Raw genomic sequence first — 15,854 nt, forward strand, 5'->3', positions numbered from 1 at the left:
CTTGGGGTGCCCGGCCGCATAAGCTCGACGTTCGCATCGCCATTCCCAACGCCCGTGCGGATGCCCGCGAACGGAGCGTAATCACGCGGACAGCACAGTCACACCGCACAAGCCGGGAGGACCCCAGGTGCCGACCATGTACGAGCAGGAGCTCACCTGCGAGCAGAACTATGTCGACACTCTGTACGGCCGGCTGGATGACCTGCGCGACCGGACCCGCGAGCAGCTGCGCGCGGTGCTGCTCGACCCGGGTACCGGCACCCCGCAGTCACGGGTCGAGCGGGACGCCTTCGCCACCGCATACTCCGATCGGATCGGCCAGCTCGACGCGGCCGAGGGACGGCTGTGCTTCGGTGCAATGGACTTCGGCGTCCCGGACGCCGGCGCAGGGGACGTCGATACCCCGGACATCGATGCCCCGGATGTCGGCGTCCCCGATTCTCATGCACTGGACCACGCAGGCCACCAACGCGTCTATATCGGACGTATCGGCCTGTCCGACGACGAGCACGAACCCATACTGATCGACTGGCGGGCCCCGGTGGCCACCGCCTTCTACCGGGCGACCCTCGCCGACCCGCACGGGCTGTCCCGACGCCGTCACCTGCGCATCAAGGGACGGGAGGTCAGCGGGTTCTCCGATGACGTCCTCGATGTCACGGGCATACCGCGGAGCTCCGTCGGTGGATCGAGCGGCGACGGACCGCTGTTGGAAGCCCTGTCCGCGCCCCGTTCCGGCCGCATGCACGACATCGTCGCGACGCTGCAGGCCGAGCAGGACAGGGTGATCCGCGCCGATTCGTCCTGCGTCCTGGTCGTCGACGGCGGACCCGGCACCGGCAAGACCGCGGTGGCCCTGCACCGGGCCGCCTACCTGCTCTACACCGAGCGGGAGCGGCTCGCCCGCTCCGGCCTCCTGGTGGTGGGCCCGAGCCCGATCTTCCTCCGGTACATCGAGCAGGTGCTGCCCTCCCTCGGTGAGACGGGTGTGGTCTTCGCGACCCCGAGCCGACTGTTTCCCGGGGTCGACGCCGTCGGCGGCGAGGACAGCCGCGTCATCGCCATCAAGGGAGACCTGCGGATGGCCAGGTTGCTGGCCGAAGCTGTGAAGGACCGCCAGGAGGTCCCGGTGCACGGGGTGGACGTCCCCTACGACGGCGCCGTGCTTCGCCTGGAGCGCCGTATCATCGAGAGCGCACGGACTCGGGCGCGGCGCAGCCGCCGTCCTCACAACCTGGCCCGGCGGGTGTTCGTCCGCGAGACGGTCGCGGCGCTCACCAACCAGGTTGTCGCGAACCTTCCCGGTGGCCTGCTCGACGACGACGAACGCGACGAGATCGCCGCCGACCTGCGCGCCGACCGCGAGGTCCGAACAGCCATCGACGCACTGTGGCCGCGGCTGACCCCTCAGGATCTACTCGCCGAGCTGTTCGCCACACCAGCCAGGCTCGCCGCCGCCGCGACTGCCGCCAAGGTGACCAGGCATGAACAGCACCTGCTGCACCGGGCGCCCGGCGCCGCCTGGACACCCGCTGACGTTCCCCTGCTCGACGAAGCCGCCGAGCTGCTCGGCGATCCCGACGCCGACGCGACCGACATCGCCGACCGGGAGGCGGAACGGGAGCAGCGCACCGAGCGGGAGTACGCACGCGAGGTTCTTGACGGGCTCGGTCTCGCCGGGCTGGTCGATGCAGAGGCGATGGCGGCTGGAATGGCGCAGCGCTGGTCGGGGTCCCGGCAGCGGCGCAATGCCGTCGAACACGCTCGTGGCGACCGGTCCTGGACCTTCGGTCATCTCATCGTCGACGAGGCCCAAGAAGTGTCGCCGATGCTGTGGCGGCTGTTGTGGAGGCGCTGTCCGATGCGATCGGCCACGCTGGTCGGTGACCTCGCCCAAGCGGCGAGCCCGGCCGCAGCTCGCTCGTGGGCCGAAGCGCTGACCCCGCACATCGGCGACAGGTGGCGGGTGGAACGCCTCAGCGTCAACTACCGGACCCCTGCCGAAATCATGGATGTGGCCGCTGACGTGCTCGCCGCGCAGGACCCGGCTGCGCAGCCACCGCGTTCGGTGCGCTCCACCGGACGGCATCCGGTCGCGGTGCGCGTCCGCGCCGGTGCCGGTGCCGGCGCGCTGGTGGCCGCGGCGCTGGACGCGGCCGGTCGCGCAGCCGAGGATGTCTGCGACGGCAGGGTCGCGGTGATCTGCCCGACCGATCTTGCTGAGCGGGTACGCGCGGCACTCACGGCCGAGCCTGCAGACCCCATGCCCAGCAGTGCAAAAGCATTGCCTGGCACAAACGCAGGGCCCGGCAATGCAGAGACCAAGGCGGGCACCGCGGATGTGCTCACCGCCACCGTCGCGGTCCTCACAGTAGCGGAGTCCAAGGGCCTGGAGTTCGACGCAATCATCCTGATCGAGCCGAGCGCGATTGTTGCCGGCTCGCGGCGCGGGCTCGCCGACCTCTACGTTGCCATGACCAGAGCGACCCAGACGCTCACCGTGGTCCACTCGGATGAGCTACCCACGGCACTGCGTCGCCTGAGCGCGGACTCGCCGCCCGCCGCGGCCTGACCCGCCAGGATCGATCACCGGGATCCATCACCGACGGTTACGAGCGACCGACCTCTGTGAGCAATCACTCGCGGATGGTCGCCCATCACGGCGTGTACCGGAGTTATTCCACGGGAACAGACCGCACATGAGCTATGGACCAACCAGGACGCCGACCGCCAAGCGGGACGGAACCATCAGCTTGGTCTGCGGGATTGTCGGCCTTTTCTTCATCGGGATTGCGTTCGGTATCGCGGCGATCGTCTTCGGCGTCCGCGGCAGGCGCGGTGGCGGTGGCGGGCAGGCGACCGCCGGCTTCGTCCTCGGCATCATCGACATCGTGCTGTGGGTCATCGGCCTGGCCGCGTGGCACGCGAACGCGTACGTCTGGCACTGACGTCTGGCACTCGCGTTCGGCACGGACCGCTGGTAGAGACGGCCGTTCGACGACCCACCGGTCGTCACCGTGACAGGACGGGACCCTGTCCCGTCCTGATACCGGCGCGGGATACTGATAGCAGCGGCTGTTCTTCGCGCAGACGCCACTACCGGTCCGCAGCCGCGACGAGACCCAGCGCCACGACGAGGTCCACAGCACAGAGCTTGGGACCACACGGTAGGAATGGACCAGCACCGCCGTGGCTTCATCCTCGGTGACGCCACCTGACGGACTCTTCGAGGAGGTCTCCACCAGTGCTCGACCCGAGTGAGCTGTACGAGGTCGCTGACGACCTGCCCGAACTGGGTCGGCCCGTCCTGGTGGAGGCGCTGACGGGGGTTGTCGACGCCGGTGGGGCGGTTCGTCTCGCCGGCCAGCATCTGCTGAGCACTCTCGAGCACCGGCTGGTCGTGACCTTCGACGTCGACCAGTTGCTCGACTACCGGTCCCGACGACCCGCAATGATCTTCCTCGAGGACCATTGGGAGCACTACGAAGAACCCGTGCTCGGGTTGTACGCGCTGAACGACAGTGCCGGTACAGCGTTCCTGCTGCTGTGCGGTCCAGAGCCCGACCTGCAGTGGAAACGGTTCACCGCCGCGGTGCGCACCGTCATGGCGCGCCTGGGCATCCGGGTGACGGTGGGCCTCAACGCGATCCCGATGGCAGTCCCGCACACGCGCCCATGCGGGATGACCGCCCATGCGACCCGACCGGGCCTGGTCACCGGGTACGAGCCATGGCTGCGACGGGTACAGGTACCGGGCAGCGCCGGCCATCTGTTGGAGTACGAGCTGGGACGGGACGGCCGCGATGCGATGGGTTTCGCCGCCCACGTCCCGCACTATCTTTCTCAGACTGACTATCCCGAGGCCGCCGAGACGCTGCTCACGGCGCTGTCCAAGGCGACCGGCCTGCTCCTGCCGCTGGATGAGTTGCGCACGGCGGCAGCGGCCGTCCGCGACAACGTCAACCAGCAGCTGGAAGACGGGGCTGAAGCCGCCGCACTCGTCCAGGCGCTCGAGGAACAGTATGACGCGTTCATGCGCGGCCGTGAGAGCACGAACCTACCGGCGGCCACGACCGGTCCCCTGCCCACAGCCGACGAGCTCGGTGCCGCGCTGGAACGCTTCCTGGCCGAGCAGGCCGAGCCCGGTGGCCCACCCACACCGTGATCGACCCACACCGTGACCCACCCACACCGTGATCGACCCACACCGTGACCCGCGCGAAGCAGGGACCGGTCATGACCGGCCGGTCGCAGCCGGCCGGTCATCGTAGATGTCGATCTGCTCAGCAGCCATGATCGAGGATTTGGCCGGCGGCAGGAATCCGAGCCGGACGATCTGGCGTGGGGTGAACGCGTCGAGGAGCCAGTCCGTCGCGACCCGCGTCTTGTTGGTCAGGCAGGGTAGCGCCCACAGGTGGTATGCCCGGGTCGCCGCCGCGGCAGGCACCCCGGACATCGCGATTCCAAGCGGATCGGCCACGGCGTCGGTCCCGCCGAGGTCGACGACGAAACCGAGGTTGCGGTGTCGGTAGGGCTTCGCCGTCCCGTGCCCGAGCGAGGCGGCGATGCTGCGCCCGGCGGCAACGCCCTGGCGGATGGCGTGTTGGGCGGTCTGCCCCGCCGGCTGACAGCCCTGGGTCACGTCCGGCACGGCCGCGGCGTCGCCGAGGGCGAACACCCCCGCGACATCAGGCACCTGGAACCGGGTATCCACCACCAGACGACCGTGCTGGGTCGGCAGGCCCAGCGTGGAGATCAGCGGGCTGGGAGTCACCCCGGCGCACCAGACGAGGGTGTGGGCCGCAACGCTCTCGCCGTCGGTGAACCGGACGCTGTCGGCGGTCACTTCCGAGATGGACGTCCCCAGCCGCACCTCGACCCCCCGCTTGGCAAGGACCCGTGCCGCACCCTTACTGAGCGCCTCACCCAGCTCGGGGAGCACCCGCGGTGCCAGATCGAGGAGAATCCAGCGGATGTCGCGCGCGGTCAGGTGTGGATACTGGCCGACCGCCCGCCTGGTGAACTGCATCATCTGGGCGGCGAGCTCGGTCCCGGTGTACCCGGCTCCGACGACCACGAAGGTGCACAGGGCCCGGCGCACCGCCGGATCGTCGGAGGCGTCGGCGTACTCGAACTGGCGCAGCACGTGATCGCGTAGGTAGACGGCTTCCGCCAGGTTCTTCAGCCCGAGCGCATGATCGGTCAGACCCGGGATGTCGAACGTGCGCGTCACCGCCCCGGGCGTCAGTACAAGGCGGTCCCAGCGCATCGTCCCGCGGGTGCCGTTGGGCTGCCGGATAGTGATCGTATGGTCCCGAAAATTGACCCCGACCGTGTGACCGAGCGTCAGCGTCGTCCGGCGCAGCATCGCCCTGATGGACACCGCCAGGTGACGCGGCTCCGCCTCGGCGGTGGCCACCTGGGGCAACAGCGATGTGTAGAGAAGATGGTCGACCGGGGACACGACGACGAGCTCAGCGGCGTCCGCGGGCAGTCGCCGCTCCAGCTGGCGCAGCACGGACAGGCCCGCGAAGCCACTGCCGACCACGACGATGCGAGGGCGCACTGCCCGCGTCCCGTCGCTTCCCGCACCGGAAGCACCGCTGCCAACCGCAGCGCTGGCACCCCGCCGGGTACGGACGTTGTCACGCCAGGTGGAGAGCGCATTGTCGGGCACGGTCTACCTCCAACGAGTCAGGAGATCGAGTGGACGAGCGTCGTCTCCCGCGACTCGTTCCAGTTACGGCGACCGATAAACCGGAACCTCACCTCTGCGTCACCATAACCTCGACCACGGGTGAAGAACAGGCGTGGCGATGACGGCGTGACGACGGTTTGGCGAGGACGAGATCGAACCGTCAGTACTGACGACAACCCGAAGCGCCCGACTGGCCGATTGCCCGGGCCGTCGGGCCGTCGGGGCCGGCTGCGCCTGGGCCGGTAGGCTGGTGTGACCGTCACCGGGATGACGGTCTGTTGCAGTTGGCCCGCTCGCCGGGGTTTTGTCACCGTACGGCCACCCGGGTACCGTCACCGTAAGAGGGTGTGTTGATGTCGACGCAGGAGTCCGGAGCGATGGGGCCCCGGTCCGGTTACCGCACCGACACCGTCGCCGCCGACGTCGAGGCCACCCCGGACGGGACGGCCGTCCGTCTCGCCGGCCGGGTCGTCCTGTGGCGCCGAATGGGTGGGCTTATCTTCGGGCACCTGCAGGACCGCAGTGGCCGGCTGCAGATTTCGCTGTCCCGGGACGATCTGGGTGCCGAAGTCGTCAAGGAGTGGTCCCGGGCCGTGAAGATCGGCGACTTCGTCGGGGTCGCCGGCAGCCTTTACACCACCCGCCGCGGCGAGCGCACCGTAGCGGTATCCGAACTCACCGTCTTGAACCGGACGGTCCGCGCGTTGCCGGACAAGTGGCAGGGCATCTCCAACGTGGAGGCCCGGTACCGTCGCCGCTACCTTGACCTGCTGGTCAACGCCGACTCCCGGAGCCGGTTCCAGACCCGGGCGAAAATCATCCGGCGGATCCGTCGGTTCCTCGACGACAACGACTTTCTCGAAGTCGAGACCCCGGTCCTGCAGGAGGCGGCGTCCGGTGCGGCGGCCCGGCCGTTCGTCACCCGGCACAATGCACTCGGCGAGGACTTCTACCTGCGGATCTCGCCGGAAACCTACCTCAAGCGCGTCGTCGTCGGTTCCCTCGACCGGGTCTACGAGCTGGGCCGCAACTTCCGCAACGAAGGCATGGACTCCTCGCACCTGCAGGAGTTCACGATGCTGGAGTGGTACGCGGCCTACTGGGACTACCGCGACAACATGGCCTTCGTCCGGGCGCTCATCCTCGCCGTGCTCGACGAGGTCTTCGGTACCCGCACGGTCACCTACGACGGGGTGAAACTGGACTTCGGTGCCGACTGGCCGGAGCTGGACTACCGGACCGAGGTCGCCCGGCGAACCGGCATCGACCTCACCGTCGTGCGCGACCTGCCGACCCTGCGGGAACGGGTCGCCGGGCTCGGGCTGGAGGTTGACGGAGCCACCTCCTACGCCGGCCTGGTCGACCTGCTCTACAAGAAGACCGTACGGCCAGACCTCGTCCAGCCCTGTTTCCTGGTGCATCACCCAGCGGAACTCGTCCCGCTCGCCCGGCGCAGCGACAGCGACCCGACCAGGCTCGACATGTTCCAGGTCGTCGTCAACGGCTGGGAGATCGTCAAGGCGTACTCGGAGCTGGTCGACCCGGCCGAGCAGCGGGAACGGCTGGAGGAACAGACCCGGCTGCGTGAGGCCGGCGACGACGAGACGATGATGATGGAAGAGGACTTCATCGAGGCGATGGAATACGGCATGCCGCCGATGTCCGGCCTCGGCCTGGGTATCGACCGGTTCGTCGCCCTGCTCACCGACGCCTCCACCCTGCGGGAAGTCGTCCTCTTCCCGGCCATGCGCGGCGCCCGCAAAGGCCAGACCGGCCCCGACGACGACGCCTGACCGGGGCCCCGGGCCACCCCGGTGGCCAGCTGACGCCCCGGTCGAGAATCGACCACGAAATGGCCGGCGCCGGAAGTTCGTCCAACGAGAGGTCCCCGGCCAGCGCGAAGCGGTGGACGGGGTACGTGCCGGCGCCAGGCTGTGCCTCGCATCATCGCTCCCCGCACGCCACTTCGCGCCGCACGGGTACCCCGGCTCCGTCGGTCGACACCCAACACCTCCGGTGCTTCCCTCCTCGCACCTCGCGATCTACGTACCCCAGCCCCGGTCCTTGATCCACGTCCCTATTGCCGGGCGCTCTCAACGATGTGAATCTGATGTTGCTGGAGAAGCATCACATTCACATCGTTGAGAGTCGGCCGGGTCGTTGACCGGAACAGATCTGCTCCACGCCCGGCAATAGGGTGCGCGGCGTTGGCTCGCCGGGCGGATCGCAGCCTGCCGCGGCGTGGAACCCAGCCCAGGCATGGCGGGCAGGCCCGTGATGCTGGGTGGCCCAGCTGGGTGCGGGTGCGTTCGGGTTGGTGTTGGCGGGCCGGCACCCCGCCCACTGAACCGTCCCTTGGCCGTCAAGATACTGGCCCTATTGCCGGTCGCTCTAAGCATGGTGACATGCAAACGCTGCCGATCTCGAAGGTCAAAGATAGGCTGAACGAGCTGGTCGACGCCGTCTCGATCACTCGCGAGCAGGTGACGATCACCAAGAACGGCTCACCCGCCGCCGTGTTGATCGGCGCCGATGAGTGGGAGTCGATCCAGGAGACCTTGTACTGGCTGTCACAGCCGGGCATCTGCGAATCCCTGACCGAGGCCGGCTCCGACGCGATCGCCGGACGGGTCTTCGACGAGACACAGATCCGCGGCGAGTTCGGCGTGCCCAAGCGCGATCGGTGAGTCGCCTGCAGTGAGCTACGAAGTGATCTTTACTGCCACCGCACGGCGAGATCTCCAGCGTGTCCCGCCGCGCATCGTGTCAGCGATCGTCGAATTCGTCTTCGGTGACCTCGCAGCGGCACAGCAGCGGGTCGGCAAGCCCCTCGAACGGGAACTTTCCGGTTCGTTCAGCGCTCGCCGCGGACCTTACCGGGTCCTGTACCGGATCGACGAGGACGCGAAGTTCGTGCCGCTGCTGCGGATCGCACATCGGTTGGCGCACGCTGGGAGCTGACCCGGACAGCTGACCTCGACCGCTGTGCCGCCTACCGCCAACTCCCAGTGTGGGTGCCGCTTGGCGCAAGCTGGGAGCTGGGAGCTGACCCGGACAGCCGACCTCAACCACTGTGCCACCCGACCGACAGCGCCAACGGCGGGTTCAAACGGTCGTAACGACGCTCCGATAGGATGATCTCGGTAACCACCCTCGCCGGCGCGCCAGACGGCCACACTGACGCCGGCATCGAGTACGGCAGCGTTCCGTCCCCCGCGACCGCGACCTTCGGCGACGTCATGCAGGCTGACGATGGAGGGACAGATGTCCGACGTGAGCTCACCAGAGCCCGAGGATCGTGGCACTACGGAGCCGACGGGTGGATGAGAACGTGGAACGCCGGCCTCGTGGATAACGGCACATCATGATTATGTGTTGCGTGTCCGGTGTGTGGCAATACGGCAGGATGCCCAGGTCACTGCCACCATCCAGGGGGGACCTCATGGCAGACGGTCAGCAGTACGGCCCACCTTCGGGCTACGGCCCCCGCCAGCGCCGCCGCAGAAGAAGAGCGGCCTGGGCAAGAAAATCCTGATCGGGTTCGGCGTATTCATCGCCCTGATCATCGTCGTTACGGTCGCCAACGGCGGCAGCAAAAGCACTACGTCGACGAGCGCGACGTCGAGCCTGGCGGAGCAGGCCACGCCGACGAGCGCCGCAACCCAGACGAACCAGGCCCCGCCGGCGGACACGGCCACACAGCCGAGCCAGACCGAACAGACGTCGCAGGCCGAACCTGCGACCGCCGACCGGCTGTTCGAACATCCCGAGGATGTACAGGTGACCGGCTGCGCGAGGGATGCGACTCTGGGCTGGCCGAAGGCCACGCTCACCATCACCAATAAGTCCAGCAAGGCGAGCTCTTACTCCGTGACCGTCTCGTTCCAGTCGGCGGACGGATCCACCCAGTACGGAGAGGGTGTCGCATTCGTGAGCTCGCTGGCGCCGGGCCAGAAGACCGTGCAGGCGGCGCAGGGTACGGACGACATCCCTGCCCGCTCGAAGCTGGTTTGCAAGGTCACCAGCGCGAAACGCACCGAAGCCTTCTGATCAAGCGCAATGCTGGCGTGATCCGCTCCGGATCACGCCAGCCGCTGTTCGCCGTTCGCTGTTATTGCCTCAATCAGGCAACTTGAGATCGCTGATACCTACACGGGTGAGGGACTTCGCCCATGGACCCGGGACCGCGGCCAACGCGTCGATCTGGTCCCAGTGCCGCATGACCATCGTCAAGATTTCCCGCATGTTCATGTTCCCTGCCTGAGTGAGGAACAAGCCCTTGACCGAGTGGACGCGTAGCAGGCGCTTCTCCATCAGGCGATAGCGGATACGTCTGTCACGGGTAATCAGGAGGAGGCCGACGGCTCCAATGACCGGGATCTCCCTGTCGCTCAGGCTGCCGTCTCCTGCCCATTGATCCGGCTCTCGTAGCGGATCGCGGCTTCGACATCGGCGACTGAGATGTCGTAGCCGTCGGCGATGTCGGCGATCGAGTCCCCTCCTGCGAACAGGTCATAGAGGTTCTCGGTGCGTATGCCGTGAACGACGGGTGCGCCGAAGTTGCGCAGGGGGTCGATGAGAACCGGGCTGGACTTGTCGTCCGGATAGATCCGGAGGGCTTCCCTGTCCTCAGGGGCAAACTCGACCTTTTCCACGAATGCGGCCGCACCTGGCGCGAGGATGAGCTGGCCGTTTCGGACAACGACCATTGCAAGCTCGCGGTCAATACCGGTCTCATCCTGGATCTCACGGACGAGCTCTCTGTTCGCGACGTATAGCTTGGCGTGGGCGAGCGGGTAAGGAGCACCGAGACGCTCCCGAAGAATCTGCACGACTGGGCGAAGATGCTGCAGGGAAACCCTGTGGCGTATCCGGTACTCACGGAGATAGCCAGCTTCGACGAACTCCCCCCAGGTGACAGCATCTTCGCCTGTCCGCTCCGGGCGGATGACCGGCTCATAGTCCACGCCACCGCGGGAGTAACCATCGATCCATCCGCGGAGCCGCGCCGATCGCACGCCGAGGATACGAGCCGCCTCGCTCATCGAGTAGACCTCGCGGTCCAAGACGGTGATCCCCATGCCTGCATCATGCCGCATCATTGCCGTGACATGACGCACGTCCCAGGGTTTGGGGCGAAATCGCTCACACCGAGGCTGCTGGGAAGGCCTTCCGGCTGGGATGATGTGCCGGCGGTCAGCAGGCGTCGGTGAGGACCTTGGCTTCTCGGACCTGGCCATCCCAGCCGGGCGTCCAGCCGCCAATCGCATGGATCGCTGACCGGACCGCGCTGCGGCTCTTGTTGGCCGCTTCGTCGAAGGCGTCCACCTCGACGATCATCGAGACGTCGATGATGCCCTCGGTGAGGCTCACAGCGATGTCCGGGTCGGTGATGTCGTGGAGGTCCATGAGCGCATCCATCAGCTGGTCGGTCTGCTCGTCGAAGTCGTCGAGGGGGCCGCGGTACAGGATGCGCTGTACAACGATGATCCTCACTTCGACCACTCCCAGCATGTCGCCCTCTTGAGCTGACCGAGCAGGTTCCGCATGCCTGGAGTCATCCCGAGGCTGCCGGGAGGGCCTCCCTGCTGTCGATGAGGACCTCGCCGAGGTCTTGGACTGCCCGCATCCCGGACGGGAGCCGGGCCCTTGCGTATCAGCTCGGGCCGCGGATCGGACCGAGCGGGCCAAGGTCGGGCGGCTCGTCCGGATCGGCATCCGGGCCGTAGCCGTCGGCCCACACGATCCGACAGTTCTCGCAGCGGACTCCTGGCCGCGGACCCTTGAGTGGGTCGTGCGGGCCGCGGCGTTGCGGGCCGCTGTGCTCCGGGCAGCGGAGCACCAGCAATGGTACGGCCGGTGGCTCAATCACCGAAGCTTGATCCGGCCAACGCCGTTGCACACTCCGCATGGGACGTTGTGCCAGCTGCTGAATGACTTACCATCCCGGACCTCCTTTTCTCCTGCCGGACCGTGCCGGTCTCATCGCAGGCGCCGCAGGGCGTCCAGGTCGGTTGCCCTGTCTTCTCCGCGCCATTGCCACTCTTGTCCTTGTCCTTACGCCCCACGCTGTCTCCCGCGGCCGGGCGACCCCACCAGTATGAGGCCGCGCGTGATGACTACGCTACGGACCGAATGGGTATTCGGGCGCACCGCACGGACAGGCCACACCGTGGTCCAGCGAGGTCATCCCGGGCCTGGCGTGACCTCGACAGCGGGCGGTCTGCGTGCCAGGGTGGCCGTCAGTCCGCAGACACGTCGTAGCGCAGGACGTGGCGGTCGGCGGGCAGGATTACGACATAAACCTCAGTCGGCCGCTCCTGTTGATCAAAAGTCGTTCGAAGCAGCCGCCCCACGGGGACTCCGGGCGCCAAGCGCAGCTGCGTCGACTCCTCCGTGGTGGGCATGCGCCAGGTGATCTCATCCTCGTATCGAGTGGGGGTGTGGCCAAGGTCTTCGAGTACCTGATCGGTCCCCTCAACAACATCCGCCGGATTCATGATCTTACTTCCCTCGACGATGTCGAGAGGGTAGTAGCTGTCACCGAGTTGCAGGGGTTCGGCATCGGCGTACATCACACGTTGGCGCACTCCGACTGCCTGGCCGGGCTGTAGAGCGAGATGGGCTGCGATCTCATCGTCTGCTGGAATGACCTTCGTCGTGCTGATCTGCTTCGGTGTCTTGCCTTGGGCTTCGATCTGTTGGGCGAAGGTGTCGCGGCGGCGGTCGGCTTCGAGCCGCTTGCGTCGGGACCCCGTCAGCGATGCGTAGTACTTCATCGCAGGCTCGGCACGGACGAAGCTACCCGGAGGGAAGCGAGCACCGCGAGCCGGCTCGCGGGCGCGGCAGGGATCGAACCTGCGACCACTCGCTTGTAAGGCACGCCGCGATGCTGCTGTGCCGGCAGTGTCGTCGCCGTCCGTCCGCGCTAGCATTGCTAGCAGGAGGTGGTCCAGATGGCGGCTGTCAGCATCCGAGACCTCGACGACGGCGTGCGGGAGCGGCTGCGCGTACGGGCGGCGCACCACGGCCGTTCGATGGAGGCCGAGATCCGCGCGATCCTCACCGAGGCGGTCAGCGAGCCCGACGACGCTGCCGGTCTTGCTCAGGCTCTGCTCGCCCGGTTCGGCGCGCTTGGTGGCGTCGATCTCGAGCTGCCGGTGCGGACACAAGCACCGCGCGCAGCGGACCTGTTCACGTGACCGGGCGCCACCCTTACAATGATCGTTCTCGATACCAACGTCATCTCCGAGCTCATGCGCGCAGCACCAGCCGACCGCGTCGTAACGTGGGTAACCAGCCGACCCGGTGATGCCTTGAACACGACCTCGGTGAGTCTGGCTGAGGTGCGTTACGGCATCGTCCGGCTGCCGGTCGGTCGCCGTCGCGAGCTGCTGCTGGCGGCCACCGACGACGTCTTTGCGGCGTTCCGGGACAAAGTCCTGCCCTTCGACGCCATGGCGGCCCGCCACTACGCCGACGTCGTGGTCGAGCGTGAACAAGCCGGGACTCCGATCACTGGCTTCGGCGCCCAGATCGCGGCCATCTGTCGATCCCGCGACGCCGTGTTGGCCACCCGCAACACCAACGACTTCACTGGCCTGGGTCTGGAGTTGGTCAACCCCTGGGGCGCCGATGTTGTGCCCGCCGAGCAGACCATCACCCGGTTGGGCGGTTGATCCCGCCTGCGTTGGGCCAGGTCATGGGGCGCCTCGATAGCGTCGCACAGGGCTTCGAGGAGCCGTTTGCTCGATCGGGTCGTCGAGGCGTTCGATTACCTGCGCCGTGTGTCGTGCGATCGGGTCGAGCGAGCGCCGCCGCACGTCATCGGCTTCGGCGGTGCCCACCTCGTCCAGGGCGTCGGAGAACGCATCCGGGAAGGCTTCGGCCATCTCCCTGGCGGTCTGGCGGTACTCCTCGGTCTGGATGCCGAGAGTGGCCGCCGCCCGGTCCCAGTGTCTGCCGAGCACCTGGCCGAACTTCCGCCGGCCGCCGATGCCGACGGCGACTTCCCGTAGTGCCGCGTTGCTGCTGTAGGGAAGGCTGGTGGCGAGGTCGTAGAGCGGCGCTACCTTGATCTTTTCGGGGAGTAGCAGGAGGGACAGGTTCTTCGCGTGGCCGTCGGGCGCTCCGGCGACGTAGTTGAACGCGGCGAAGTCGCCGAGCGCCGCCAGGCCGGCGGCCCGGTCGGCTGTGTTCTGCACGATGATCCGGGCGAGGTCCCTCAGCCCGGGGCCGCCGTGAGCCTCGTACTTCTTCGCCGGGAGCCGTCCGCTGGCTGAACAGAAGTCCTCCTGGTGAAGACGCAGGACGGTCCCGTCAGCGAGAACCACGCGGTCGTAACGCTCGATGACAATCGCCGGCTCTCCTTCTCCGAAGTAGGTGAATTCCGTGTGGGCGACGTCGAGGCCAAGCGCCTGTGCTGCGCGCATGGTGGCGTGTTCGACGAGTGCCTGGTGGTGGAGGCGCCCGATCCCGGGCTTGATGACATGGGTCGTCGCCGCGGAGCCGTGGGCCTCGTGCCATCCGGTCGGGAGTTTCGCGAGCGCGAACTTCGACTGCTGGCCGGGTAGGGACCAGTGTTCGTCGGGCAGAGTCCATGATGCGGAGTCCCCGGTGCGCAGCGCCCGGATGCGGGCGGCGATGTCCTGATCGCTGACGGGCTGGGTCTGCCGGCCGCGCGACTGCATCTCGTCGAGTGCGTCGGCCAGGCAGAACTGCACCGCCCCGGGGCAGTCCCAGCCCATCTGGGACAGGATCGCCAGGGTGTCGTCCGGCTCGACGCCCAGCAGGGCCCCCCAGCGTTGTCGGGTCCGTGGGTCCTCGGGCAGTACGCCTTCGAGGAAGGCGCGGACGCTCGCGCCCCGGTAGGTCGTGTCGGCGAGTGGCATGCGCACGCCGAGGGGGGTGGAACCGGTGGCGAGGTAGGCGGGTTCGTAGGTGAACGCCGGCTCGGCTGTGGCGGAGCTCTGGGTGACCCGGCCGACCACACCGCCGTACATGACGAGGAGCAGCTTCCGCACGGGCATCAGCGTTTGTCCCGCGCGGCGAGGGCTGCGAGCACCGCGCTCTCGGCGTCGCTGGTCTTGTGTTCCACCAGGTTCAGGCTGAGGCCGAGGGCGCCGAGCACGCGGAACACCGGTTCGAGGCTGGCCGTGGGGTGGCCGGTCTCGAACCGGGCCAGCCAGGCGCGAGAGACACCGGCCTGGGCGACGAGGGCCTCCTGTGACAGGCCGCGCTGCTTGCGGGCCGCGCGCACCGCCGCGCCGAACTGGCGGGCGTTCATGATGTTGACCATCGCGGGATCCTGTCCACGGTCATAGTCAGCTGGCATTGTCTTCGTTCGTAGACAATAGCTGTTGTCTGCGATCGTGGACAACCTCCCCGGTATGGATCCGGGCGCGTACGCCGTCGGCGGCCTGGAGCGCGTAGCCACCCGCGAGCGCCAGCCCGTACCGTCCCCCAGCAGCCAAAGCGATCTTCGCGATCGTTTCGTGTCGCGGCTCCATGCCCGCGCCTACGCGGCGGCGGTGACCCGGCTGATTTCGGCGAGAACCGGGAACTTCTGCTCCCAGGCCCTCCTGAGCTGCGCCGACAGCCACAGCAACGCCCACAGGCGCCGCAGCATCACGGAGTCCAGGTACGTGTAGAGATCCTGAGGGCTGGCCGCCTCGATGAGGACGGCGCGGTAAAGGTCGACAATCCTGCCGGGAGCATCAAGATCGTACTCGGCGCTGCCGGACCAGTCCAGGTGCGCCGGCAGCCGGACGACACCGGACGACGGTCCGCGCAGCAGATCCAGGCTCCCCGCGACGGCATAGGGTCGCTGATAGCGGGACGTCGGCGTTCCACACGTGTCAGCCATGCTTACCGGCCTATCGCCAGTCGAAGACGATCGCCTGGATGCGCCGGGAGTCCTGCCCGCCCTGGCGTGGCTGGCGGGACGCATAGATCACCTGTCGTGGGTCCACGCCGTCGGGTCCGTGCCGGCTGCCGCGCTCGCCCACCACGGGTTCGCGTCGGCGAGGATGCGGCGCAGTTCGTCGTCTCGCACGGGCCGTGGCTACCTGCTGGCACCACACAGGGGAGGGGGTTTCGCACGTGCGACACCACAAAAGGGAGGGGATGTTGGGGGGTACAGCACCATAGAAGGAGG

18 protein-coding genes are annotated in these 15,854 nt (G+C 67.7%); 9 read left to right on the forward strand and 9 right to left on the reverse strand.

Features of this window, described 5'->3' with window-relative positions:
- The first annotated feature begins 136 nt into the window (after window positions 1–136).
- The 3 genes from U9978_RS19440 (at window position 137) to U9978_RS19450 (ending at window position 4,165) form a co-directional block, all read left to right on the forward strand.
- Window positions 137–2,572, forward strand: coding sequence for a HelD family protein (locus U9978_RS19440; protein WP_416211053.1), 2,436 nt, complete (start codon window positions 137–139; stop codon window positions 2,570–2,572).
- Window positions 2,573–2,699: 127 nt separating this feature from the next.
- Window positions 2,700–2,948 (forward strand): hypothetical protein, encoded by a 249-nt coding sequence (locus tag U9978_RS19445; RefSeq protein ID WP_322762562.1) that lies wholly within the window; start codon window positions 2,700–2,702, stop codon window positions 2,946–2,948.
- Window positions 2,949–3,244: 296 nt separating this feature from the next.
- A complete protein-coding gene (locus U9978_RS19450) occupies window positions 3,245–4,165 on the forward strand; it encodes a PAC2 family protein (RefSeq protein ID WP_322762563.1) in 921 nt (306 codons plus the stop codon).
- 69 nt (window positions 4,166–4,234) lie between these two features.
- Here the strand turns inward: U9978_RS19450 and U9978_RS19455 are convergent, their stop codons facing one another.
- Window positions 4,235–5,677, reverse strand: a complete 1,443-nt coding sequence (locus tag U9978_RS19455; protein ID WP_416211050.1) for an NAD(P)/FAD-dependent oxidoreductase — start codon at window positions 5,675–5,677, stop codon at window positions 4,235–4,237.
- Between the two features lie 374 nt (window positions 5,678–6,051).
- Here U9978_RS19455 and lysS point away from each other — a divergent pair, with 374 nt between their 5' ends.
- The 4 genes from lysS to U9978_RS19475 all read left to right on the forward strand — a co-directional run bounded on the left by lysS (window position 6,052) and on the right by U9978_RS19475 (window position 9,748).
- Window positions 6,052–7,491 (forward strand): lysine--tRNA ligase, encoded by a 1,440-nt coding sequence (gene lysS, locus U9978_RS19460; protein WP_322762564.1) that lies wholly within the window; start codon window positions 6,052–6,054, stop codon window positions 7,489–7,491.
- A gap of 612 nt (window positions 7,492–8,103) precedes the next feature.
- On the forward strand, window positions 8,104–8,385 hold the full coding sequence (locus U9978_RS19465; RefSeq protein ID WP_322762565.1) for a type II toxin-antitoxin system Phd/YefM family antitoxin: 282 nt from the start codon (window positions 8,104–8,106) through the stop codon (window positions 8,383–8,385).
- 10 nt (window positions 8,386–8,395) lie between these two features.
- Window positions 8,396–8,659, forward strand: a complete 264-nt coding sequence (locus U9978_RS19470; protein ID WP_322762566.1) for a type II toxin-antitoxin system RelE/ParE family toxin — start codon at window positions 8,396–8,398, stop codon at window positions 8,657–8,659.
- Between the two features lie 429 nt (window positions 8,660–9,088).
- The gene (locus U9978_RS19475; RefSeq protein WP_322762567.1) at window positions 9,089–9,748 is read left to right on the forward strand and encodes a hypothetical protein; all 660 of its coding nucleotides are present in this window, start codon (window positions 9,089–9,091) and stop codon (window positions 9,746–9,748) included.
- Between the two features lie 69 nt (window positions 9,749–9,817).
- Here U9978_RS19475 and U9978_RS19480 read toward each other — a convergent pair whose 3' ends face one another.
- The 5 genes from U9978_RS19480 to U9978_RS19500 all read right to left on the reverse strand — a co-directional run bounded on the left by U9978_RS19480 (window position 9,818) and on the right by U9978_RS19500 (window position 12,477).
- Window positions 9,818–10,012 carry a hypothetical protein gene (locus U9978_RS19480; RefSeq protein ID WP_322762568.1) on the reverse strand — a complete coding sequence of 65 codons (195 nt, stop codon included), beginning with the start codon at window positions 10,010–10,012 and terminating at the stop codon, window positions 9,818–9,820.
- Between the two features lie 77 nt (window positions 10,013–10,089).
- On the reverse strand, window positions 10,090–10,779 hold the full coding sequence (locus U9978_RS19485) for a DUF433 domain-containing protein (RefSeq protein ID WP_322762569.1): 690 nt from the start codon (window positions 10,777–10,779) through the stop codon (window positions 10,090–10,092).
- A gap of 115 nt (window positions 10,780–10,894) precedes the next feature.
- Entirely contained in the window at window positions 10,895–11,194 is a 300-nt protein-coding gene (locus U9978_RS19490; RefSeq protein ID WP_322762570.1) for a hypothetical protein, read from the reverse strand.
- Between the two features lie 160 nt (window positions 11,195–11,354).
- Window positions 11,355–11,570 (reverse strand): hypothetical protein, encoded by a 216-nt coding sequence (locus tag U9978_RS19495; protein WP_322762571.1) that lies wholly within the window; start codon window positions 11,568–11,570, stop codon window positions 11,355–11,357.
- Window positions 11,571–11,940: 370 nt separating this feature from the next.
- Entirely contained in the window at window positions 11,941–12,477 is a 537-nt protein-coding gene (locus U9978_RS19500; RefSeq protein ID WP_322762572.1) for a UTRA domain-containing protein, read from the reverse strand.
- 177 nt (window positions 12,478–12,654) lie between these two features.
- Here U9978_RS19500 and U9978_RS19505 point away from each other — a divergent pair, with 177 nt between their 5' ends.
- Together U9978_RS19505 and U9978_RS19510 are read left to right on the forward strand one after the other, a co-directional pair.
- Window positions 12,655–12,900: a FitA-like ribbon-helix-helix domain-containing protein gene (locus U9978_RS19505; protein WP_322762573.1), complete on the forward strand. Its 246-nt coding sequence runs from the start codon at window positions 12,655–12,657 to the stop codon at window positions 12,898–12,900.
- Between the two features lie 18 nt (window positions 12,901–12,918).
- The gene (locus tag U9978_RS19510) at window positions 12,919–13,377 is read left to right on the forward strand and encodes a type II toxin-antitoxin system VapC family toxin (protein WP_322762574.1); all 459 of its coding nucleotides are present in this window, start codon (window positions 12,919–12,921) and stop codon (window positions 13,375–13,377) included.
- Window positions 13,378–13,398: 21 nt separating this feature from the next.
- Here U9978_RS19510 and U9978_RS19515 read toward each other — a convergent pair whose 3' ends face one another.
- The 3 genes from U9978_RS19515 to U9978_RS19525 form a co-directional block, all read right to left on the reverse strand.
- On the reverse strand, window positions 13,399–14,727 hold the full coding sequence (locus U9978_RS19515; protein ID WP_322762575.1) for a type II toxin-antitoxin system HipA family toxin: 1,329 nt from the start codon (window positions 14,725–14,727) through the stop codon (window positions 13,399–13,401).
- Window positions 14,727–14,996 (reverse strand): helix-turn-helix domain-containing protein, encoded by a 270-nt coding sequence (locus tag U9978_RS19520; RefSeq protein WP_322762576.1) that lies wholly within the window; start codon window positions 14,994–14,996, stop codon window positions 14,727–14,729. The genes U9978_RS19515 and U9978_RS19520 overlap by 1 nt, the downstream gene beginning before the upstream one ends.
- Before the next feature lie 219 nt (window positions 14,997–15,215).
- Complete coding sequence (locus U9978_RS19525) at window positions 15,216–15,563, reverse strand: hypothetical protein (protein WP_322762577.1); 348 nt, start codon at window positions 15,561–15,563, stop codon at window positions 15,216–15,218.
- Window positions 15,564–15,854: the final 291 nt, after the last annotated feature.

Source organism: Protofrankia sp. Cr2 (assembly GCF_963555885.1).
Taxonomy (GTDB): domain Bacteria; phylum Actinomycetota; class Actinomycetes; order Frankiales; family Frankiaceae; genus Protofrankia.